Origin of the sequence: Empedobacter sp. GD03865 (genome assembly GCF_029840775.1) — a bacterium.
GTDB classification, from domain to species: domain Bacteria; phylum Bacteroidota; class Bacteroidia; order Flavobacteriales; family Weeksellaceae; genus Empedobacter; species Empedobacter falsenii_B.
The window spans coordinates 1-23,283 of sequence record NZ_JAOCDF010000026.1; the positions used below are offsets into that span (position 1 = coordinate 1).

At 31.4% G+C, this 23,283-nt stretch carries 22 protein-coding genes and 2 pseudogenes; 10 read left to right on the forward strand and 14 right to left on the reverse strand.

Going from position 1 to position 23,283, the window contains the following annotated elements; all coding sequences use genetic code 11:
• The 6 genes and pseudogenes from N5D46_RS10260 to ppk2 (N5D46_RS10285) form a co-directional block, all read right to left on the reverse strand.
• Window positions 1–1,686 (reverse strand): annotated as a pseudogene (locus tag N5D46_RS10260) (TonB-dependent receptor); the annotation flags it as partial.
• Between the two features lie 112 nt (window positions 1,687–1,798).
• On the reverse strand, window positions 1,799–2,317 hold the full coding sequence (locus N5D46_RS14785; RefSeq protein ID WP_347881026.1) for a TonB-dependent receptor plug domain-containing protein: 519 nt from the start codon (window positions 2,315–2,317) through the stop codon (window positions 1,799–1,801).
• A 290-nt stretch (window positions 2,318–2,607) separates the two neighbouring features.
• Entirely contained in the window at window positions 2,608–2,958 is a 351-nt protein-coding gene (gene rplS / locus N5D46_RS10270; protein WP_019975296.1) for a 50S ribosomal protein L19, read from the reverse strand.
• A 115-nt stretch (window positions 2,959–3,073) separates the two neighbouring features.
• A complete protein-coding gene (gene ppk2 / locus N5D46_RS10275) occupies window positions 3,074–3,877 on the reverse strand; it encodes a polyphosphate kinase 2 (protein ID WP_221854808.1) in 804 nt (267 codons plus the stop codon).
• A gap of 17 nt (window positions 3,878–3,894) precedes the next feature.
• On the reverse strand, window positions 3,895–4,713 hold the full coding sequence (gene ppk2 / locus N5D46_RS10280; RefSeq protein ID WP_125348818.1) for a polyphosphate kinase 2: 819 nt from the start codon (window positions 4,711–4,713) through the stop codon (window positions 3,895–3,897).
• Window positions 4,714–4,730: 17 nt separating this feature from the next.
• Window positions 4,731–5,582 carry a polyphosphate kinase 2 gene (gene ppk2, locus N5D46_RS10285; RefSeq protein WP_125348817.1) on the reverse strand — a complete coding sequence of 284 codons (852 nt, stop codon included), beginning with the start codon at window positions 5,580–5,582 and terminating at the stop codon, window positions 4,731–4,733.
• Window positions 5,583–5,791: 209 nt separating this feature from the next.
• On the opposite strand from ppk2 (N5D46_RS10285), the gene N5D46_RS10290 reads away from it, so the two are divergent.
• The 5 genes and pseudogenes from N5D46_RS10290 to N5D46_RS10310 form a co-directional block, all read left to right on the forward strand.
• Window positions 5,792–6,097, forward strand: coding sequence for a hypothetical protein (locus N5D46_RS10290; RefSeq protein WP_125348816.1), 306 nt, complete (start codon window positions 5,792–5,794; stop codon window positions 6,095–6,097).
• Window positions 6,098–6,165: 68 nt separating this feature from the next.
• Window positions 6,166–6,462 (forward strand): YHS domain-containing protein, encoded by a 297-nt coding sequence (locus N5D46_RS10295; RefSeq protein WP_038332307.1) that lies wholly within the window; start codon window positions 6,166–6,168, stop codon window positions 6,460–6,462.
• Window positions 6,455–7,111, forward strand: coding sequence for an SCO family protein (locus N5D46_RS10300; protein ID WP_280049900.1), 657 nt, complete (start codon window positions 6,455–6,457; stop codon window positions 7,109–7,111). Before N5D46_RS10295 ends, N5D46_RS10300 begins: the two co-directional genes overlap by 8 nt.
• Window positions 7,112–7,201: 90 nt before the next feature.
• A complete protein-coding gene (locus N5D46_RS10305) occupies window positions 7,202–7,336 on the forward strand; it encodes a hypothetical protein (protein ID WP_280035573.1) in 135 nt (44 codons plus the stop codon).
• Between the two features lie 21 nt (window positions 7,337–7,357).
• Window positions 7,358–7,885, forward strand: a pseudogene (locus N5D46_RS10310) (LysR family transcriptional regulator); the annotation flags it as partial.
• Here the strand turns inward: N5D46_RS10310 and N5D46_RS10315 are convergent.
• Window positions 7,882–8,547: a response regulator gene (locus tag N5D46_RS10315; RefSeq protein WP_219035053.1), complete on the reverse strand. Its 666-nt coding sequence runs from the start codon at window positions 8,545–8,547 to the stop codon at window positions 7,882–7,884. The pseudogene N5D46_RS10310 and the gene N5D46_RS10315 overlap by 4 nt on opposite strands.
• A 14-nt stretch (window positions 8,548–8,561) precedes the next feature.
• Window positions 8,562–10,262, reverse strand: coding sequence for a tetratricopeptide repeat-containing sensor histidine kinase (locus N5D46_RS10320; RefSeq protein ID WP_280049901.1), 1,701 nt, complete (start codon window positions 10,260–10,262; stop codon window positions 8,562–8,564).
• Window positions 10,263–10,836: 574 nt separating this feature from the next.
• Here N5D46_RS10320 and N5D46_RS10325 point away from each other — a divergent pair.
• The gene (locus tag N5D46_RS10325; RefSeq protein WP_280049902.1) at window positions 10,837–11,619 is read left to right on the forward strand and encodes a hypothetical protein; all 783 of its coding nucleotides are present in this window, start codon (window positions 10,837–10,839) and stop codon (window positions 11,617–11,619) included.
• A gap of 58 nt (window positions 11,620–11,677) precedes the next feature.
• On the opposite strand, the gene N5D46_RS10330 is transcribed toward N5D46_RS10325, so the two are convergent.
• The 6 genes from N5D46_RS10330 to cysD all read right to left on the reverse strand — a co-directional run bounded on the left by N5D46_RS10330 (window position 11,678) and on the right by cysD (window position 19,663).
• Window positions 11,678–13,120, reverse strand: a complete 1,443-nt coding sequence (locus tag N5D46_RS10330; RefSeq protein ID WP_280049903.1) for a TSUP family transporter — start codon at window positions 13,118–13,120, stop codon at window positions 11,678–11,680.
• Between the two features lie 19 nt (window positions 13,121–13,139).
• Window positions 13,140–14,792 carry an NADPH-dependent assimilatory sulfite reductase hemoprotein subunit gene (locus N5D46_RS10335; RefSeq protein WP_280049904.1) on the reverse strand — a complete coding sequence of 551 codons (1,653 nt, stop codon included), beginning with the start codon at window positions 14,790–14,792 and terminating at the stop codon, window positions 13,140–13,142.
• A gap of 18 nt (window positions 14,793–14,810) precedes the next feature.
• Window positions 14,811–16,469: a flavodoxin domain-containing protein gene (locus N5D46_RS10340; protein ID WP_280049905.1), complete on the reverse strand. Its 1,659-nt coding sequence runs from the start codon at window positions 16,467–16,469 to the stop codon at window positions 14,811–14,813.
• On the reverse strand, window positions 16,459–17,271 hold the full coding sequence (gene cobA / locus N5D46_RS10345; protein WP_280035564.1) for a uroporphyrinogen-III C-methyltransferase: 813 nt from the start codon (window positions 17,269–17,271) through the stop codon (window positions 16,459–16,461). The genes N5D46_RS10340 and cobA overlap by 11 nt, the downstream gene beginning before the upstream one ends.
• A gap of 196 nt (window positions 17,272–17,467) precedes the next feature.
• Window positions 17,468–18,703 (reverse strand): GTP-binding protein, encoded by a 1,236-nt coding sequence (locus tag N5D46_RS10350; protein WP_280049906.1) that lies wholly within the window; start codon window positions 18,701–18,703, stop codon window positions 17,468–17,470.
• A 51-nt stretch (window positions 18,704–18,754) separates the two neighbouring features.
• Window positions 18,755–19,663 carry a sulfate adenylyltransferase subunit 2 gene (gene cysD, locus N5D46_RS10355; RefSeq protein WP_280049907.1) on the reverse strand — a complete coding sequence of 303 codons (909 nt, stop codon included), beginning with the start codon at window positions 19,661–19,663 and terminating at the stop codon, window positions 18,755–18,757.
• A 419-nt stretch (window positions 19,664–20,082) separates the two neighbouring features.
• Between cysD and rlmD the strand changes: the two genes are divergently transcribed.
• The 4 genes from rlmD (at window position 20,083) to N5D46_RS10375 (ending at window position 23,263) form a co-directional block, all read left to right on the forward strand.
• On the forward strand, window positions 20,083–21,501 hold the full coding sequence (rlmD, locus tag N5D46_RS10360; RefSeq protein ID WP_221856669.1) for a 23S rRNA (uracil(1939)-C(5))-methyltransferase RlmD: 1,419 nt from the start codon (window positions 20,083–20,085) through the stop codon (window positions 21,499–21,501).
• A 17-nt stretch (window positions 21,502–21,518) separates the two neighbouring features.
• Window positions 21,519–22,136: a DUF6452 family protein gene (locus N5D46_RS10365; protein ID WP_280049908.1), complete on the forward strand. Its 618-nt coding sequence runs from the start codon at window positions 21,519–21,521 to the stop codon at window positions 22,134–22,136.
• Window positions 22,090–22,776, forward strand: a complete 687-nt coding sequence (locus N5D46_RS10370) for a DUF6048 family protein (protein ID WP_280035559.1) — start codon at window positions 22,090–22,092, stop codon at window positions 22,774–22,776. The genes N5D46_RS10365 and N5D46_RS10370 overlap by 47 nt, the downstream gene beginning before the upstream one ends.
• Before the next feature lie 205 nt (window positions 22,777–22,981).
• On the forward strand, window positions 22,982–23,263 hold the full coding sequence (locus N5D46_RS10375) for a GIY-YIG nuclease family protein (RefSeq protein WP_125348802.1): 282 nt from the start codon (window positions 22,982–22,984) through the stop codon (window positions 23,261–23,263).
• The last annotated feature ends 20 nt before the right edge of the window (window positions 23,264–23,283 follow it).

Consider the following 23,283-nt stretch of genomic DNA (forward strand, 5'->3'; position numbering starts at 1 on the left):
ACCAGCCCATTTACGCATATACCAAGTATCCATATCGTATCCTTCTTCGATACGTTTCATGTATCCATTTGCAGTAGCATCTACAAATATTGGAGTACCACCATACAACTCTTTTACTTTATTTTTATTCTTCGCTATATTGAAGGCTAAATTCCATTGAAATTCGCTAGAAGGCTTAAATAAGTTAGCATTAATAGAGAATTCTATACCTTTATTATTTACAACCCCTACATTATCCCAATAGCCTGACCATCCAGATGTATCAGGGAATTTAACGAAGAACAATAATCCATCTGTGTTCTTATTATACACATCTAGAGTCATATTAATTCGGTTAAATAAACCTATGTCTAAACCTATATTTGTATCCTTAGATGTTTCCCAAGAAACTGCATTATTTCCATACTGCCCTTGTGTTAATGCAGGCAAACTATTGTATTGCCCTGAGTTAGAATATAATTGATAATACATATATAGATTGTTGTCTGGACCAACATTACCTACAATACCATAAGAAGCTCTTAATTTTAAGTTCGAAATTGTATTAGAATCTTTCAAAAAAGCTTCATTGCTAACATTCCATCCTCCACTAATTGCATAAAAACCTTTGTATTGATTACCTTTTGCAAATCTAGATGATCCATCATAACGATAAGAAGCTTGCGCATAATAACGATTATCATAACCATAATTCACTTGTGCTAAACCAGCTTGGAATGCATAATCATTTCTTAAACCTTCAGATTTAAACGGAGTAACACCATTATTTAAAACTGTTGTTCCAGGAAGAACACCTTGTTTTGTAGCTCCTAAATTTTTATAATCATAATCAGAATACTCATAAGCTACATATCCAGATAAACTATGTAAACCAAATTTGCGGTTATAACGTAACATTTGGTTAAACAAGCGTACAATTCTTCTGTCTGAATATTGATAAATAGATCCATCATAATCTGCTCCTGAGATAGATTTAGGATCTACATAATACATAGATGTTTCTGAGTAATACTGTACATTATTTGTTGATTGAAAAGTTAATGAATTCGAAATTTTCCATTCAAAATCCATATTTGCTTGAATATCAAATTTATTTCCTTCACCATAATTAGTACTCAAATCATAATAATAATTCGAATAATCTCTTCCATACCAAGTACCTCCGTCCCAAGTATTTGGATTAATTAACTTACCATTTTTATCATAAGGACTATCCCAAGGCATATTTAGATACATATCATACAATGAATGCTCACGATCTTTCTCTGTCGTATAGGTAGCGTTTAATTTTGGTTTGAAAGTTAAACGATCAGAAAGTTTATGATCAAGATTAATTCTTGCAGATAATCGTTCATATTCATAGCCTTTTACAGTTCCTTTCTCATCATAATAATTAATCGTTGAATAAAGATTTGTTGATTCTGTATTAGAAGCAATGCTAACTGAAGCATCTTGTACAACACCTACAGTTGTTCCATTTTTTACCCAATCAAAATTTCGCGTAGCTAATTCTTTTGGAGGAGCTTGACTTGCAGGTAAATTACTCATTCCCATAAATGTATCATACATTTGTTGGCTATTCATTACTTTAAATTTACCAAGATTGAAAAAATTCCAGCTATTTGAATAGTCAACACCTACACTTAATCCTTTAGATCGACCTCTTTTCGTTGTTATTACAAGCACTCCATTTGCTCCACGAGATCCGTATTATGCAGTTGCCACAGCATCTTTTAATACTGAAACTGTTTCAACATCATTTGGATTAATATTTGGTGTACCATGATAAATCACACCGTCAACTACCCATAAAGCATCTGTCTGTTCCTGCAGAAATACTTGATCTTCCTCTTAAACGCATAGAAGCAGTAGCCCCAGGACGTCCAGAACCACTTGTAATTCGTAAGCCTGCATCTTTACCCTGCAATAAATTTGTAATATTTGGAGATTTTGTATCAACTAAATCTTTTGCACTTACAACTGAAACTGCTGTGGTTACTTCTTCTTTACGCTGTGTAGAATATCCAATTACAACTGCAGTTCCTAAATCTACAACTTTATCTTGTTGAAAATAACTAGATAAATCTCCTAAATTTCCAGAAGTAACAGTAATTTCCTTGCCTTTAATAATTAAAATATCACCGATTTTGGCATCAATATTAAAATCTCCATTTTCATCTGTGTAAGCTACCTTATCAGTCCCTTTTATTTTTACCTCTACATCTGCTTCTGGAAAACCAACAGAATCTTTTACATGACCTGTAGTTTGAGCATAAGCAAACGATCCAAGAACAAAAAGAAGACTAAAAATTCTAATTTTTTTTTCTCATCTCTTGTGTTAAAATTGTTAATAATAAAAGTATTTAAAAAAAACACTTAAGAATTACTCTACAATTCAAATACAAAAATAAACCAAGTAATAAAAGAATATATAGAATAATTTTAGGAATTACTTGTTTCAATAAAATATTAAACTATTTTTTCAACTCTTAATAGAATGTTAAGAAATGGTAAAATTTAATATTTTATATTAAACTTTCAAAATCAGCCAAAAAAAATCCGTTCGATAATCGAACGGATTTTATATTTTTCCTAAAAAAGCAGTTTTTAGTAAGCAGCGTCTTTGATACGAGCTTTTTTACCACGTAATGCTCTGAAGTAGAAGATACGAGCTCTACGAACTTTACCTTTTTTGTTTACTTCAATTTTTTGTAACGCTGGCATGTTAACTGGGAAGATACGCTCTACACCAACATCTCCAGACATTTTACGGATTGTGAAAGTTTCTGTAGTTCCTTGTCCTCTTCTTTGGATAACAACCCCTTTAAAGAACTGAACACGAGTTTTTCCACCCTCTGTAATTTCTTGATAAACTGTAATAGTATCACCTGCTGCGAAAGCTGGGAACTCTTTTTTAGCTACGTATTTCTCTTGTACGTATTTTACTAAATTTTCCATTATTATAATTTCAATTTATTTGAATTGAGCAACTTAAACGTCTTTCGTCAGAGGTTGAACAATGTGGGTGCAAAATTAATCAAAAATCTTGATTATACAAATGATTCTCTTTCTTTTATGAATGATTTTTTATTAAATCATCTTCAAAAGATTGATTTGTTAATTGTGCTACGACTGATTTCATCGCTAAAAGTCGAGCAGTTTTTTTATCATCTGTCACAATTTCTAGCCAAGATGAACTTTCTGTTCCTGTTTGCTGAAACATTTTGTCAATGTAATTGGTATAAACATCCCATAACTCTTGTGCCTTTTGATCCAATGTTCCTAATTTCCATTGTTTCATTTCGTCATCTTTCCGATCTTGTAATCGTTCTGCTTGTTCTTCTTTCGAAATCGACAGGAAAATTTTAACCAAAATAATTCCATCATCTTGCAAAAGCTTTTCTACTTCTACTACTTGTTTCATAAACTTTGTATGTTGTTCTTCCGTACAAAATCCGAAAACAGGCTCTACAACAGCACGATTATACCAAGAACGATCAAAGAATACAATTTCACCTGCATTTGGTAATTCTTTAAAATATCGCTGAAAATACCATTGTCCTTGTTCTATTTCAGTCGGCTTTGGTAATGCTTCAACACGATATTTTTTAGGGTTTAGAAATTCTGTTATTCTCGAAATTGTTCCTCCTTTTCCAGCTGCATCACGACCTTCAAAAATAATTAACACACGTTTATTCTCTTGAATAACTTTAGATTGTATTTCTAACAATTTTTCTTGAAGTTCTTTTAATTCTTTCTCATAAGCGAGTTGTTCTTTGAACTTCTTTTCTTTTATAATATCATGTCTAACCAAAAAATCAATGATTTCTTGCTTATTATTTATTTTTTCTAAATCATTTAAATCAAATTCAGCCATAGTTTTAGGTTTGATAATTAATTTTCTTCTTCTAAGTTTTGATGTTTCAAAATACGTTTATTTTTATCATCATAAGGTATTTTAGACAAAATATATTCCATCGCCTCTACTCTAGCCTTGTACTTTTTGTTGGCATCAATGATTTTCCAAGGAGCAAAATCTGTATTTGTTTTCGTAAACATTACATCTTTATAAGCTGAATAAACATCAAACAAATCTTGCGCTTTTTGATCTACAGAGCTATACTTCCATCGTTTGGTTGGTGAATTTACAATATCTGCAAAACGTTTCGCTTGTTGTTCTTTTGTAATCGAAAAATAAATTTTAATCAAATATATTCCCGAATTAATCCACATTTTCTCGACATCATTTACCTCGTTCATAAAAGTTTCATATTCCTCTTGTGTACAAAACCCATTTACAGGCTCTACAACAGCTCTATTGTACCAACTTCTATCAAAAAAAACAATTTCTCCTGCACGTGGTAACTGACGAACATAACGTTGAAAATACCATTGTCCTCGTTCTACTTCATTAGGCTTTGGCAGTGCTATAATTCTATGTTCACGAGGATTTAGATGTTCTACAATTCGACGAATTGCACCTCCTTTCCCAGCTGCATCTCGACCTTCAAAAACAATCACAACTTTTCGTTTATTTTCGGCTACCCAAGTTTGTAATTTTATCAATTCTTCTTGTAATTGCTCTATCCTATTTTCATATTTTACAGTACGCAAGGCTTTCGCAAAATTCAACTTTCCATGATCAGATTGTAAAAGTCCAACAAGACCTTTTTTGGTTTCGATTAATTTTAAATCTTTCGGTTTTAGCTCCATTTTCTTACAATTTAAAATTAATGATTCAATTCTTTTACCATTCGATAATAACGTTCAATCACATTTGGATCTACCATTAAATTTACTTCGGCATCCTCTTTTCCTTTATAATTAAACAAAGAAAGCACATAACGAATAGATTCTAATCTTGCCGTATTTTTATCATTTGCGTTGACAATAATCCAAGGCGAAAAAGAGTTGTGCGTGCGCGTAAACATTTGATTGATATAATGCGAAAATTCATCCCAAAGCTCTTGTCCTTTTGCATCGACTGGACTATATTTCCACTTTTTAAGCGGATTATTTAACCTCGAATCAAAACGTGTTTGCTGCTCCTCTTTAGTCACAGAAAACCACAATTTGACAATATATGTCCCTGATTCGTACAACATATGTTCAAATTCTGAAACTTGCACCATAAATTGCTCATATTGTTGCTCGGTACAAAATCCCATAACTGGCTCTACAACTGCTCTGTTGTACCAACTTCTGTCAAAAAAAACAATTTCACCAGCATTTGGTAACTCTTTGATATAACGATTAAAATACCACTGATTTTGTTCGACTTCTGTAGGTTTATTCAATGCAACAACACGCATAGAACGCGGATTAAGATGCTCGCGAAAACGGCGAATTGTACCTCCTTTTCCTGAAGCATCTCGTCCTTCGAAAATGATTGCAACTTTTTTCTTTTCTGTCGAAATCCAATTTTGAAGATTTACTAACTCTGATTGCAGTTTTAGTAACTCATTTTCATATTCAAACTTCTTTATCACATTTTTATAGAGAGGATTTTCTTCTTGATTTTCGACCAAAAAATGCATTAGTTCTTCGGTTGTTGTAAAATCTAAAATCTTACTTTTTTTCATAAATATTTATAGATTGTAAAATCTTTTTTAAGGTAAAAATTTTACAGAACATAAAAGTGAAGATTATGATAAATCTTTCTTTTAAAATCATAAATTTTATCATATTCAACCTCAATCAATTTGGTTAAATTTGACAATAAATTAGTTTTTTGCGCATACTATTTTTCATATCACTCATATTTTCTATCGCATTTCGTCCTTTAATGCCGATGATAGATTATGTTTTGAATTATGAAGAAATCGCAAATGAACTTTGTGAAAATCGAGAAAAACCTGAATTACTTTGTAATGGTTTTTGCTATTTGAAAGAAGAAATTTCGAAAAGTGAAAAGAATCAGCCAGAAAATCATTTTGTCAAAAATTCGGTCAAAATTTTAGATGCGATTGTTCCTCAAAAACAAATTATTTCTCCAAAAAAGTATTTTACGCAAAAAAATAAATTATCAACTGATCATTATCAAGATATTAATTCTAACTATATTATTCGTTTAGTTTTTCATCCTCCAATTGTTTAATTTTTCTTTAATAAATCTAAACTATAGAATCAGATAACAATTAATTAAAAACAAATAAACAATTTAAAATGAAAAATTTAAAAAATATATTCTCTTTAATAGTATTAGGGTTTGCATTATTTTCTTGTAATAAAGAGCAAACAAAACAAGAGAATTTTGAAGTAAAGCATGTTTCTCACGAAGAAATGAAAGCTGTAACTAAATTGGATATTGCGGTTGTGAACGAAGTTGATCCAATTTGCGGAATGAAAACTGCAGATCATTTGAGTGACACAGCTAATTACCAAGGAAAAACGTATGGTTTTTGTTCGACAATGTGCAAAGAAGAGTTTCTAAAAAATCCTGAAAAACATATCCATGAATAAACAATTAATAGCCGTTATTGTTATTATTTTAGGCGTTATAGGAACTGTTTTTTGGTTAAAAAATAAGCCTAAAGATGAACTTTACATGGTAATGAAAGTTCCGGAATTTTCGATGACAAATCAAAATAATCAAACGATTACAAATCGTGATATGTTAGGAAAAGTGTACGTTGTAGAATTTTTCTTTACAAGTTGTCCAACGATTTGCCCAGTAATGAGTAACAATTTACGCACAATAGAAGATGAAATAAATGATGCAAACCTTGGTTTTATTTCGATTACAATTGATCCAAAACGAGATACACCTGCACGATTGTTAGAATATGCAAAACAAATTGGTGTAAAATCACCGAATTGGCATTATTTGACTTCGGATCGAGAAGAAATTGAGCAACTTTCGGATAAATTCAATATTTATGTTGGAAAAGACGAAACAACTGCCGAAGGTCTAAATCACAGCGGAAAACTTGCATTGGTTGATAAACAAGGAAATATCAGAAGTCGATATGATAAAATGGGTGTTCCAATACTGTTTTATTCGGGACTGAATTACAAAGATCCTGAAGGAAAAGAACCTTCTCTAGCTGGAAAATATCATCCTGAAATAGAATTTTTAAAAGAAGATATAAAAAAACTTCTTGCAGAATAAAATTTAAAACCCTCCTAAAAATGGAGGGTTTTGTTTTAATTATAATTTTCTAAATCACAGCAAATTATTGTTTGTCCTTATGGAAAATTGATGGACGGAATGCATCATGTTGTAAAAGCAAATTTATTGGATTTGAAAACAATAAAAGCGTATCGACTTTCGACCTTACCAAACCCCGATTATATTGATGTAGATCCTGACGATTTACCTTATGATGAAAATTAAAATTTAGAAGTTAAGCAATCAAATCTTGAATGGTTCAGAACGTTTAAAGCAATTTATGAAACTGGGACTTTATCTGCTGCTGCGCAACAATTATTTATTTCACAACCTGGTTTTAGCTTACATCTCAATTCGTTAGAAGCCTATACGGGCTACAAATTATTTGATCGATCGGCGCGAAAAATGGTTCCGACTGAAAAAGGAAAAATTTTGTATAATTTTATTTTAGAACCGATTCAAAAATTAGCTGCTGCGGAGCAACATTTTTGGAAAGAAAATTTTAAAGAACATCCAGATTTCAAACCAAATTATATTGTCCCAAATATCAGTTCTATTATTCGTTGTTTGAGCGATGGAAATGGCTTTTCTATTGTTCCCGACTTTTTATGTCAAGAAGCACTAAATTCTGGTAAAATAAAATTGGTTTGGCAAGGTGAAAAACCGTTGGAAAATACACTCTATTTTGGTTCACGAAAAAATACGATTTACGAAAAAGAAATTGAGCAATTGCAACAGATTTTTGTAGATAAATGGTGTAAAGATTTGGGTTAAATACTTCCCAAATCTTTGAAAAACGCAACCAATTGATGATTACTTGTAATTTGTAGCGACTCTTTTAATGAGCCCAATCTCTTTTCTACACTACTTAGACTTGCAGGTTTGATATTATTTTGTTTTAAGTGATTTGAAATATCTTTTAGCAAAATTCCATTCGAAAGCAAAGAAACTAACGTAACATCATACGAAGTTATTTCATACGTATTTTTTTGTTTGATACTACGTTTCATGTCCAATTCCAAATGCATTCCGCCCGCAAAAACAGTTTGTATCGCTTTTTTCAACTCTTTCGAATCTTCTCTTCCTTTCGCCACAAACCCATCTATATGGTATTCCTTGAAAAGATTATCCACCATATCCGCTTTCTTTTCTACCGAAAAAACAATCATTTTCAAATTTGGCTGAATTGCTTTTACAGCTTCAATTAAATCTCTTCCTCCTTTCAAGTTTTGCTCGCGGTGATCTTCTTCAAAAGACAAATCAGAAATCAATAAATCATAAGGTTGATTGTCGTGCAATGCTTTTTTCACTTTCAAGAATGCATCATCACAATAAAAAGCATAATCAGGATTTTCTACATGTAAATCTTTTAAAACTTTCTGAATTGAAATATTAAAACTCTCAAAATCTTCTGCAATTAATACTTTTTTAAACATACTTTTTATTTAGGTTATTGAATTGGAAATATGATCTTAATTTTTAGACCATTCACATTTTCAGTTTCAAAAATAACATCTCCGTTTAGATTAGAAATACGTGAAACCGTATTTTGCAAACCATTTTTAGGTTTTAAGTCCGAAATCCCAATTCCATTATCTGAATAATTGATAATAATTTGTTGGTTTTCTTCTTTAAAATTTAGTATAACTCGTGAAGCTTCGCTATGTTTTTTCATGTTCGTCAACAATTCTTGCATCACTAAGAAAACCTCTGTTTTAGCATAATCTTTTACGTTTCTCCAAAGTTCTTTTTCATTTCCAATCAAATATATTTTGACTTGTTCCGAATCATAAGAACTTATCAATTGTGCTAATTTTTCTGCAAAATTTTCTTGTTGATTTTCATCGATTTTGTCATAAGAAATATCGCGCGAAATTTCATAAACAACTTCCAATTTATCTAAAATTTGATCACGATTAAATTCTGATTTATTCTCAATATCAGACATCACATGATAAATTCCGTTCGCCACTTTATCGTGTACTTTTTTAGAATATTTCAATTCTGTTTTTTTGACTTCCAAAACCTTTTCTTGTTGCAACAAAACTTTCTCTTGCTCTAATTTTTGCTTTCTTTTTCTGTACAAAAAATATCCAAAAACAAACAAAACGATCAATAAACCGATTAGAATATAAAGTTTTAAAATATCATTTTTCTTCTTTTCATTCTCTGCTTCAGCTTTCAAAAAATCTGCACGATTTTTCTCCGAATCATAACGCACCAACGCAAATTGATTTTTCGCTCTGTTACGTTCTAACTGAATACTATCGTTTAGCTTTTGATAAGCTTCAAAATATTGTTTTGCATTTGTAGGATTTTCTAATAAAATAAGTTGTTGATAAACTTCTAATTTATCGCCCACACTCTTATTTTCGAAAGCAATTTGTTTTCTTTTATAAGCATAGTCCAAGGCTTTTTTATGATCTAAATTTGAAAAATAATCTGTTAAATGCGCATAACTTGCATTTTGTCCCCACAAATCATTTTCCTTTAATCTAATATTTAACGCTTTATTTAATTCATTTATAACATTGGACTTATTGTCTTTTAACCATTTGGTATATGCTAAATTATCAGTAATTCGCGCATATTCTTTTGGATTTTCAATTGTATTCTTATCTTTTAGTAATTCTTGGTAAATCTTTATCGCTTCATCATACTGCTTATCGTAACGATAACTATTTGCAATGTTATTTTGATTGATAATATAAACATTTTTTTCTTTAGAAAAATCAATTGCTTTTTGATAATAATCTATAGCATCATTAAAATTTCCCAAATCATGAGAAGTTTGCCCTAAAATATTATATGCACTAGAAAGTGTTTCTTTTTCTTCACTTATTTTAGGGTTTAATAATTTTATCGAAGAAATAATTAATTCTTGGCTTCCAAACCAATCTCCTTGATCTTTAGAAATAAAAGCCATATTTATCAAACATTTTGATGCTTGATGTTTGTTATTCAGTTTATTAAATTCAGAATAAGCTTTATTAAAATAAACATAAGCACTATCATTCTCTTGCTTTTCATAAAACTTCCATGCTTTATCATAAGCTTTATTATCTAAATTATCCTGCTCAATCTCTTTGTTTTTAGATTGTTGACATGAAGCTATTAAAAGTATAAAACCAAAAAATAAAATTTTTCTCAAATCTCCATATTTACAACCTAAAGCTAAACAAAAAACGGATAGATTACTCTATCCGTTGATGATTTATTTTTTCACAGGAACATCCCCTTTTTCTCCATTTGTATCACCGTCTATACTATCTGATGAAGTTTGTACAACTGGATGTTGATCTTGTTAAATTGTGTTTGCATTTTGATTTGGAAAAAAGAATCCTAATAAAGCGAATAATAATTGTAACATAGCTTAAATTTTTAATTTTTTGATATAGGTGCTCTTCCTCACAAAACAGATTGCGAGTAGTGTACACGAGAAAAAAAGAAGCGCTTCTTTAGTGGGAAGTTTTTTGTAGCCTTGAGAACAATTCAGGAAAAATGCTTCCCTTCAAATCACCTCAACTATTTTCGAGACTACGTTTTCAGAAATCAAGTTTTTTGTTTTTGTTTTGATTTCTATTGCAAAGTAAATACAGAACATAAAGTCGCTGTTAGACAAACAATGGACAAGTTTTGGACAATTATCGGACAGCCCGTTTTACGGGAAACCGTAATTTATTTTGTCCAAAATTTGTCTACTTTGTAGAAGAATTAAAAGTGAAATGTCTACGAAAAAAGATCTATTCGAAAAAGTTTTTGAGAAAGCAAAAAATGAATGTGGGAGTTCAAGTAAAAATGCTTTATCAACTTATCTAAATACAATTTTTATTGATGATTATAATTTCCCGATTAGCACAAAAACGATTTCGAGATATTATGAAGCATTCGAGAAAAATGAAATTAATGATAAGAATATCTCTATTGATATATTAAATATTCTTGCTCATTATATCGGTTATAAAAGTTTTGGAGATTTTAATCAAAAAAATCAACTGATAAAAAGTGAAGAAAAAGAAGTTAATGTAGAAGAAATCGCATCCGTAGAACCAATAATAGATAATAATATTTCTGAAGAAGAATCAATAATTAATCTTCCATCAAAAAAGAATAATTTCTTTCAGAAAATAAAACTTCAACGAAATAAAGTAATTGCTGGAAGTGGTATTGCTATGATTTTGGCTAGCGGAGGATTATTTCTTAATTCAATGAATCAAAATTCGTCTTGTATGGTTTGGAAAGAAAATCATTATGAAGAAATAGAATGCGAAAAAACTTCGCCACAAATGAATGCTGTTCCATATAACGAAGCTGTTTTTCAATTGAAGAAAATCACAAAACCTGATACTTTAAATTTTAAAAATGCACTTGATAAAGTTTGGTATACAAAGAAAAATGGTGAAGTAGAATTTTTTACCAATTATGGTTTACATTCCGAAAATGGTAAAACATTGAAACCTGTCACAAAATATATTTTAACTAAATATGTCTTAAATAATGAACAATAAAAAACACTCAACATGCGAGATGAAGAGTGTTTTGATTGTTAGAAATGATATATAAAATTTAGAAAATTTTAAAAAGAATTCGAATACTAAATGTGATCACTAAAAAAGCTACAGCCAAAATAGCAACTTTCTGAGGTATTTTGCCTGCTAATTTCGCAGCAATTGGCGCTGCTAAAGCTCCTCCAATTATTAAACCTGCAATGATAAAACCATGACTTACGCCCAAAGCTGCAAAAAAAGTCAACGATGCAGAAAGTGTCACAAAAAACTCGGCTAAACTAACTGTTCCTACTACTAAGTTTGATTTTTTTCCTTTTGCTAATAAAGTTGATGTCACGACAGGTCCCCAACCTCCACCACCAAAAGCATCTAAAAAACCTCCAGCAAATCCTAAAAATCCAACCCGTTTTACTTTTTTGCGTTCGATTTTTTTTCTGAATGCTAAAATAATTAATCGAATTCCGATGATTAAGGTGTACGAAGCCAATATTCCGTAAGTAATGGTTTCGTATTTGTTTCCCAAATAAACCAATAATAATGATCCCGAAACTGCTCCAATAACGCCTGGAATAGCCAATGCCAACAATAATTTTTTGTTTACATTTCCAAATCTATAATGCGAAAAACCACTAATTCCGCTCGAAAACATTTCGGCAGTATGAATACTACCACTTATTGAAGGTAAATTAACACCAAACAACATCATGCTTGTAGAACACGTTACACCATATCCCAAACCAACGGCTCCGTCGACCATTTGAGCGAAAAAACCAACCGCCAACATAATGTAAAAAACATTCGGAATGTGAATCACAAAATCTTTCGCTTCCGAAAAACTTACGATTGATGACAAAGCATATCCTAAGAATAAAGCAAAAAATATCAATGTAATTTCGGTTACTAAACGTTTGTATTTTTTATTCGATTTTTTTCCTTCAAATGAAGAGGTTAAATGATTCAAATCGGTTAGTTTTTGATTAAAATCTCCTTTGTGATTATTTCTGATTTTATTTAAACTTTCAATGTTTTCATCAATTGAATCTGGAATAACATCAGAAAAATACTCTCTCAAACGTTTTGCCATTATAGGAGATTGTCCATTTGTAGAAATTGCAATTTTAAGATGACCTTTATTCACAATCGAACCTAAATAAAAATCGCACAAATCTGGCTGATCAGCTGCATTAACCAAAATTCCTTTTTCATTTGCTTTTTGCTTCACTTCTTGCGAAGTTTCTTTGTTATCGGTTGCAACAATCACTAAATCTACATCCTCCAAATCACTCGATTCGAACGCATGAGTTTCGTGTTTAATTGTTGAATGTTGAGCAAAAATATCTTTCAATTCTTGTTTAAAATCCTTTGCTACAACTTTCAAATTGATCGAAGGATTTTGTTTGATTAGCGTCGTAACCTTTTCTAATCCTACATTTCCTCCGCCAACAATCAGGAAGCGCAAATGTTCTGTTTTTAAAAATATCGGGAATAAATTATTTTTCATTGTTCTTAAAGGGATTTAACTAATTAACCGAAAAATATTTTCGATAGGTAAAATCTCCGAATGTTTCATTGTCTATTTTTTCATTTGTATAACTTTCGAAAACTTGATCTAATTCATTCAAAATCTCTGCTTCATTTACTTTTTCTTTGTAAATTTTGTTCAAACGAACACCATATCGATCACCTCCCAACATCAAATTATAATGTCCAGCAGAAGTCCCTACAAAACCAATCTCCGAAACATACGAACGACCGCAACCATTTGGACACCCCGTCATACGAATAGAAATATCATCATTTTGAAGTTGATGTTTTTCTAGCAAAGGCTCTATTTTAGTGATTAACTCTGGTAAATAACGCTGTGCTTCTGCCAAAGCCAATGGACAAGTTGGTAATGCCACGCAAGCCATCGAATTTTTTCGAAGTTCACTAATATCTTTGTGAATAGAATATTTCTCTAAAAGCTGTTCAACTTTAGCTTTATTATCAGTCGAAATTTCACCTAATAATAAATTTTGATTCGCTGTAAAAATGAAATTATTGATATTCAATAAAGCCAATTCGTGTAAAAATGCTTTCTGATTGGGCTGTACAACTCCATTCTCCACAAATAAAGTGTAATACCACGTTCCGTTATTCACTTGTCGCCAATCATAAATATCCGATCGCTCCGTAAATTGATAGGACTGAGAAGGTGCTAATTTAAAACCAATACGTTTTTCTAATTCAGACTTGAAACCATCAACTGTTAACTTATCAACTGTATACTTTAATCGTGCTAATTTTCGATCGCCACGATTACCAAAATCACGCTGAATTGTCAATACTTCATAAGCCAGTTTCAACACTTTTTCTTCAGAATCTACAAAACCAATTTCGGTTGCTAGACGCGAATATGTATTTGGATTTCCGTGAGTTGTAGACAAACCTCCACCAACAGCGATATTGAAACCTTTCAATTCATTATTTTCGATAATCGCAATCAGTCCCAAATCATTTGCAAAAACATCTACATCATTAGTTGGCGGAATAGCGATTGCAATTTTAAATTTTCGAGGTAAATAGCGGTCTTCGTATAACTCATCTTTCTCAGTTTCTCGCTCATAAATCTTTTCATTATCTACAAAAATTTCGTAATACGCTTGGGTTTTAGGCAACAAATGTTTAGATAACTTATCTGCATACGCATGAATTTGAGCGTGAATAGGTGAAACCAAAGGGTGAGAACTCGCAATTACATTTCTGTTCACATCACCACAAGCCGCAATAGAATCTAACTTTGCTTGGTCAAAAGATTGTAAAGTTGGGCGCAATTGATGTTTCAAAATTCCGTGTAATTGAATGGTTTGACGCGTTGTAATTTTCAAAACACCTGTTCCATATTGTTCAGAAGTTTCGTGAATTGCCAACCACTTATCAGCGTCAATAATTCCACCCGGAATACGCAAACGAATCATAAACGAATACAATTTGTCTAACTTTTTTTCTGCGCGTTCTTCTCGTCTATCGCGATCATCTTGCACATACATTCCGTGAAATTTCACCAAAGCTTCGTCATCTGCACGCACATTTCCGGTGTGATTATCCAGCTCTATACTCTCTTTTAACGTACCGCGAAGTCCGTCACTTTTTATTTTAATTCCTTCTATAGGAGATTGTTTTTCTGTACTCATTTTTTAGTTGTTGGTTGATTAGTAAACATCTTTTTGATAGCGACCTTCTTCTTCTAATTGTTCCAGAAAATTTTTCGCTGAAACCTCATCTTGATTTGATTCTTTTGCAATTAATTCGATCAAAGCACTTTCTACATCTGTACTCATTCCGTCTTTTTGACCGCAGATATACAAATACGCACCATCTTTTAACCAATTGTAAAGCTCTTTTCCTTGTTCTTTCACTCGATCTTGTACATAAATTTTATATTTTTGATCTCTCGAAAAAGCGGTATCTAATTTGCTCAAAACTCCTGTCGAAAGCCATTCCTGAATTTCAGTTTGATAATAGAAATCCGAAACAAAATGTTGTTCACCAAAAAACAACCAGTTTTTACCTTCTGCGCCAATTGCATCACGATGTGTCAAAAAACTACGAAAAGGTGCAATTCCTGTTCCCGGACCAATCATAATTACCGATTGATTTTCATCTGGAAGTTTGAAATTTTTATTTTTATGAATGTAAAATTCTATGAATTTATCTTGCTCAAAATCTGCTAAAAACTGAGAACATAATCCAGTTTTTTGTTGATCTGAAACTGAAAAAGTATTCAGACTAACCGTTAAATGAATTTCGTTATCATGTGCTTCATTCGATGATGAAATCGAATATAAACGTGGCGCAATCGGATGCAAAAGATCTAAAATATCATCAAATTTCATTGTAGATTCTGACGAATAATATTTTGATAATAAATCAATTAAATCATTCTTAGTTTCAAGAATTTCTACATTCAAAATCGTTGCAAATTGATCGATTGATTTTTTAGAAAGTGCTCTAATATTTTTTTCTTCAAGTTCTTTTGCGCGATTTTCTTCATTGAAAAATTTTGCAATCGTTAAAATTTCGGTTTGATTATTTTTTGGATAAACACCCAAAGCATCACCAGGTTCGTAATCTACTTGCTCATCAACTGCAATTTCGATATGATATGTTTCTTTGTTTGAACCTCTATCGTTCAAAACAATTTTATGCTTTACAATTCCTTCGTACGATTTTTTCTGCGTAGAAGAACTTTGTAATTTTTGAGGTTGAACATTTGTTGAACTTCTTTCTGATTGAATAGTTTTTAAAATTTCAGCAAACCAATTTTCGGCAATTTCCTGATAATCTAAATCTACTTTTACCAAATCAAAAACGCGTTGCGCACCAAGTTTTTCGAATAATTCATCAATTTCTTCTCCTGATTTACAAAAAAACGGATAAGACGTATCGCCCAAACCAAAAACAGCAAACTTTGTTTGATTTAATTTTAGGTCAGAATTGCTCAAATTATCATAAAATTTTTGTGCATTTTGAGGTAAATCTCCATCTCCTTGCGTACTAAAAATTAGAATTAAAAATTCTTCTTTTTCAATTTTTTCCAGTGGATATTGAAACGCATCAATCGCTTTGGCTTGAATTTTATTCTTCTTAAAAATTCCAAGTAATTGATTAGCTAATTTCTTCGCATTTCCTGTTTCAGTTCCATAGATTATTGTAGGTTTGATTGAGGTTAAAACTCTTTGTTCTTGCGGTACTTCTTGTGTTTGATTTGCAACTAATCCAGCCAAATAACCATTTGTCCAAATAATTTCGTCACGTGATAATTCTTTGACTAAACTTTTTACTAAGTTCAATTTTTCGTTAGCTAGCATAAGAAATTGTTGTTTTATAGTTATCAAAATATGAATTGGAAGTTGGTTGTTCATCTAACCAAGCGAATGATTGATGCAAATTGACAACATGACCAACGATAATTAAAGTTGGTACAAAATCAAAGGTTGGTAAATGATTTTCTACAATATTTTCAAAAGTAAACACTTGCGTTTTCTGATCTGGAGTTGTCGCTTGTTGAATAACTGCTAAACCTTTTTCGGTATCAATTCCATTCAAAATTAACTGATCGGCTAAAGTTTGTAAACGTTGTCCACTCATATAAAAAACCAATGTATCTGACGTTTTTGCCCAATCTTTCCATTGTTTATCGTCAATAGATTTCAAATCGCACAACGTCAACATGCGAACTCCTTTCGAATGATTTCGTGCTGTCAACGGAATTCCCGTGTAAGCAGCAGCACCAAAAGCAGCCGAAATCCCTGGAATTATTTCGTACGGAACATGATTTTTTTTCAAGGTTTCTAATTCGTCCAAAATATTAGAGAAAAGCGAAGCGTCACCTCCTTTCAATCGAACCACTAATTTTCCTTGCATTGCAAACTCAATCATCAAGTCGTTGATATCTTTTTGAGGCGTGTGAATTCCTTTCGAACATTGTTTTCCGACATAAATAACTAAGGCATCTTTCGCCGCATATACATCTATTAACACTGGAGAAACCAAACGATCTGTCAAAATAACATCGGCTTTTTTGATATAATTTAATGTTTTGAGTGTCACCAATTCTGGATCTCCTGGACCAGCACCGGCCAAAATTACTTTTCCTATTGTTGTTTGCATGTTTGTAATAAATTAGTTGATTGATAAGATTGAATTGATATTTTGAAACCTTTATATTTTAGATAATTTTATTAATGAAATCGTCAATTCGAGTGGAATTTTGTATCAATAAAAAATTATGGAAAATAAAATTCATCTTAGTTCTCGATATAATTTTTATAAATTCATTTCTAAAAATCACTCGAACTGACGAATTTTAGTCAATAAACATTAAAGCTGCGACTGTATTTTTTGTTGTTTCGTCAATCAAAATGGCATTTCCTGTATGAATATTTTCTTTGAAAGAATCGAAAAATAAAGGTTGATTTGTTTTTAAAACCACTTGTCCAATATCATTTAATTTGATTTCTTCAGATGGAATAAATTCCCAATTATTAATATCCCATTGTTGATCGATTGTTTTGATTTTTGCACGAACTGAATGAAAACGATGTTGCAACACATACGTTTTTCCTTGTTGCAAAGCATTATTGTCTAGCCAACAAATCCAAGCCTTTGGTTCATTTGTCGTTTGCGGTTCTTCGGAAGCTTTTACAATTGTATTTCCTCTACTTATATCTATATTATTTTCGAGATGAATCACAACATTTTCTCCTGCTTCAGCATGTTGTACTTCTTCCAAATGACGTTCTATTTTAACAATTTTTGATTCGATATTTGATGGATAAACTTTAATAGAATCCCCAACTTTGTAGGCTCCACTCAAAATTTGCCCCGCATAACCTCTATAATCGTGATGCTCTTCATCTTTTGGACGAATTACCCATTGAACCTGAAAACGAGCTGCTAAATTTTTATCTGTTTCAATCGAAATTGTTTCCAATTGATGCAATAATGTTTCTCCATTGTACCAAGGCGTTTTTGCAGATTTTTCGACAATATTATCGCCAACCAAAGCAGAAACTGGAATAAAAGTTACTTCATCATAATTCAATTGATCTTGAATTTGTTGAAAATTATTTTTTATCTTTTCGAAAATATCTTGTGAATAATCAACCAAATCAATTTTATTAATGGCGATAATTGCTTTTTTAATTCCCATTAACGATCCAATACTTGCATGACGTTTTGTTTGAGAAGTGATTCCTTTACGTGCATCAACCAAAATAATAATCAACTCTGAATTTGAAGCTCCTGTAATCATATTTCGCGTGTATTGCTCATGTCCAGGCGCATCTGCAATAATAAATTTTCGTTTTGCAGTCGAAAAATATTTGTACGCTACGTCTATTGTAATTCCTTGTTCGCGCTCGGCACGTAAACCATCTGTAATCAAAGACAAATCAATTTCGTCGTCTTCATTTGATTTACGTTTTTCTAAAACACCCAATTGATCGGTGTGAATACTATTCGAATCGTAAAGTAAACGCCCTATTAAAGTACTTTTACCATCGTCTACGTTTCCTGCTGTTATAAATTTTAATGCATTCATTTTACTTAATTCCTATAGATATTATAGAGTTTTGTTTAAAAAAATTTTGACTTAGAAATAACCTTGTTTTTTACGTTCTTCCATCGCCGATTCTGACAATTGATCATCCAAACGAGTTTGTCCTCTTTCGCTAATTCTTGTATTAATAATATCAGTAATGATATCGTCAATCGTAGAAGAATCCGAAGGTACAGCCGCTGTACACGTCATATCACCAACCGTTCTGTAACGTACTTTTTCTACGACAACCTCATCGTCTGCATTTGGCTGAATAAAATCTGAAGTCGCAATTAATTTATCATTGTAAACAATACATTCGCGCTCGTGGGCAAAGTATAAATTTGGTAATTCGATGTTATTTTGTTTTATGTAATTCCAAACATCTAATTCTGTCCAATTGCTAATCGGAAAAACACGTACATTATGTCCTTTTTCAATTCTTCCGTTCAAAATATTCCACAATTCTGGACGTTGAAGTTTCGGGTCCCATTGGCCAAAATCATCACGAACTGAGAAAATACGCTCTTTTGCACGTGCTTTTTCTTCATCGCGACGAGCTCCTCCAATACATGCATCAAATTCATTTTCTTCAATCACATCTAATAACGCATACGTTTGTAAGGCATTACGAGAAGGAAAACGGCCAGAAGTTTCTTTCAGATTATATTTTTTTATAGCATTTTCTACAGAGGCTACAATCAATTTTTCACCGATTTTATCAACCAAATAATCTCTAAATTTTATCGCTTCAGGAAAATTGTGTCCTGTATCTACGTGTACCAAAGGAAAAGGAAATTTCCCTGGACGAAAGGCTTTCAAAGCTAAATGAATCAAAACAATCGAATCTTTTCCTCCTGAAAATAACAATGCTGGACGCTCAAATTGAGCAGCTGTTTCTCTCAGAATATAGATTGCTTCGTCTTCTAATTGATTTAAATAATTTTTTTCTTGACTTGACATTCTTTCTAACTTTCTAACTTATTTTTTGACAATAAAAAACTCCTCAAAATTTTGGAGGAGTTCATGAACTATTATTTTCGTAATTAATACATCACAACATATTCCTCCTCTTGTAAAGAGCGACACATATACATTGACATATTAAATACTATTTTTTTCATTTTTCTTGTTTCATTTCTGAGTTCAAAATTATATTATTTTTCTAAATAAATATAATTAATAGAATAATTTAAATAACAAACCTATTTTTTAAACAATTTAAAGAAAATTATCCTAAATAAATTTATTCAATAAAATAATAATCTATAAAACCGATAGATTTTATGTTGTAAAAGTAAAAATTTTATTTAAAATACAAAGATTGATTCCAAAAAAAGATAAAAAATTGAATATTTCGGGGACTTCCTTACCTTTGCAAAATGTCAAGAAAAGCGAAACAAAAAATCATATTAAATAATATAGAAGTTTTACGTGCTGGTGCAAAAGGTGTATCGGTTGGTAAAACAGAGGAAGGGAAAACGGTTCTGATAAAAGGCGCAATTCCAGGAGACGTTGTAGATGTACACGTTTTGAAGAAAAAAAGCAGCTATTTAGAAGGACAAGCAATCGAAATTCACACAAAATCTCCTTATCGCGTTCAGCCAGAATGTGAGCATTTTGGTGTTTGCGGTGGTTGTAAATGGCAAGATATGAGCTATGATGCGCAATTAAAATTTAAGCATGACGAAGTGGTTAACAATTTGGTTCGTATCGGAGGTTTCAAAGATTTAGATGCTGAAATTGTTCCAATTTTAGGTTCTAAAGAACAATATTTTTACCGTAATAAATTAGAGTTTACTTTTTCTAATGCACGTTGGTTAACGTTAGAAGAAATTCAATCAGGTAAAGAATTTGACGACCGCGACGTAGTTGGATTCCATATTCCTGGCGCTTGGTCTAAAGTTTTGGATGTTACAAAATGTCACTTACAACGTGATCCTTCGAATGCGATTCGTGTCGAAGCAAAACGATTTGCATTAGAACATCACTTGGATTTCTTTGACTTAAAAAATCAAGAAGGTTTATTAAGAACATTAATGATTCGTACTTCTCAGAATGGACAAGTAATGGTTTTGGTTCAATTCTTCCGAGAAGAGAAAGAAAATCGTGAAGCTTTCTTACAAAACTTGAAAGATAAATTCCCTGAAATCACATCTTTATTGTATGCGATTAATCCAAAACAAAACGATTCTGTTTATGATTTAGATATCGAAGTTTTTGCTGGAGATGATCATATTATGGAAAAGATGGAAGATTTGAACTTTAAAATTGGTCCAAAATCTTTCTATCAAACAAATCCAGAACAAGCTTACGAATTATATAAATTAACACGTGATTTTGCAGGTTTAACTGGAGATGAATTAGTATACGATTTATATACTGGAACTGGAACAATTGCGCAATTCGTTTCGAAAAAAGCGAAAAAAGTAGTTGGTGTAGAATCTGTTCAAGAAGCAATTGATGCAGCAAAAGCGGCAGCAAAATTTAATGGAATTGATAATTGTGATTTCTATTGTGGTGATATGAAAGATGTCTTGAATCAAGATTTCATTAACGAACACGGAATTCCAGATGTAATTATTACTGATCCTCCACGTGATGGAATGCATAAAAAAGTGGTTGAAAATATTTTGTTTATGAATCCTAAACGTGTTGTTTATGTTTCGTGTAACTCTGCTACACAAGCGCGCGATTTAGAATTGATGAAAGATCAATATAAAATTGTTAAAGTTCAACCAGTTGATATGTTTCCACAAACACATCATGTAGAAAATATTGTACTTTTAGAGCGAATTTAAAATTCAATCAAAAAAAAATGAAAAATATTCAACGTTTTCTAGCCTACTCAATTTTTGCTTCTATAATTTCTTTAGCATTTTATAGTTGCGAAGATGATGATATTTGTACCGACGAAGGTGATGTTCCACGCATGGTTGCTAATATGTATTATGATGGAACAAATGTTCCTTTGGAAGATTCTATTTATTATTGGGCTTATGTTTATAATGATTCGATTACGAAAGGAATTAGAGAAGCTACAGGAACGAGTAAAGATACTGTCTTAATCGAAAAAAATTCTGCTTTAGGAAAAACGAGTTTCGGAATTGCTTTGCGTCAAAATAGTAAAAAAGAGATTTACTATACTATAGCGCAAGGTCCAGATATAGATGTAAAAGATTCTATAACGGGTAAAGTCATCAGAACAATTCCTGCAAAACGTGATCGATTGATTTTAAAATACGATACGCTTGGAAATGGCTATACTTCTAAAGCTTGTGGTTTTGGATTAACTTTTAAAGGAGTTGATGTAAAATTGGTAACAAAAACTGGAAATGGAGCTGGAAATTGGATAAAGAAAATAGAAACTGTAAATACTGAAATTAAAGATGGTTCGACAACTATTATTAAGCTTTTTGCTGACGAGCGCAATTAATTTTGCATTTGGTCAAGAAAATAAAACTGATTCAACAAAAGTTTCGGTTACAGATTCTATTCTCAAAAAAAAATACCACGATATTTTTATCGGTGTAGACGTTTTCAATCCAATTGTTTCTGCTTTCAACGATAAAAAAGGAGTTAGCGCTTATGCTTCTTATCAAATCAATAATAAGTGGCATGCCGTTGTAGAAGCTGGTTTCGAGAAAAATAATTTCAATGAAATCAATTGGGATGTTGATGTTGACGGCGTTTTTGCAAAACTTGGTGCAAACTGGTTTATAACGCAAGATATCGAAAATCAATCGAACGGAATTTACATTGGTGGACGAATTGCGTATTCTAAATATTCGCAAACCATCAATAGTTATCCGATTAGAGATTTACAATCAAATGAGATTATAGGGACAGGAAGTTTGCCAAAAGCGAATGTAAGTAGTTATTGGATAGAAGCTGTTGTCGGTGGACGTGTAGAGATTTTTAAGAATTTTTATGGTGAATTAGCCTTACATCCTGCAGCTTATATTGGTGGTAAAAAAGATCAAGGAATTGATCCTTTGGTTATTCCTGGTTATGGGAAATATAGTGGTCCTTTTAATATGCCTGTTTTTTGGGGAATTGCTTATAAGATAAAGTAAAACTAAGGTTAAGATTTAGACTAAAGTTAAGATAAAGTATACAAAAAAAGGAACTCTAAATTGAGTTCCTTTTATGTTGATGCGAAGCTGAAATGAATTCAGCTTGACATTCTTTCTCTACATTATCATTAATAATCCTTAAATTAGTTTATCTAACGAAGTCATCCTGAACTCGTTTCAGGAACATATCATATAAGGAATTCTTATGAAAATATATTATGTTTATATACTTACAAACAAATATCGAACTGTTTTCTATATTGGAGTTACCAACAATTTAATTAAAAGAATAGAAGCTCATAAAGAAGGAATTGGTTCAGCTTTCACTCAAAAATACAATGTAAAATCATTAATTTATTTTGAAGATTTTACTTCAATTAGTCAAGATATGTTAAGAGAAAAGCAATTGAAAAATTGGAAACGGGAATGGAAAATTAATTTAATTAAATCTAAAAATCCAAATTTAGAAGATATTAGTATTCTATAATAAACAAAAAAGGAACTCTA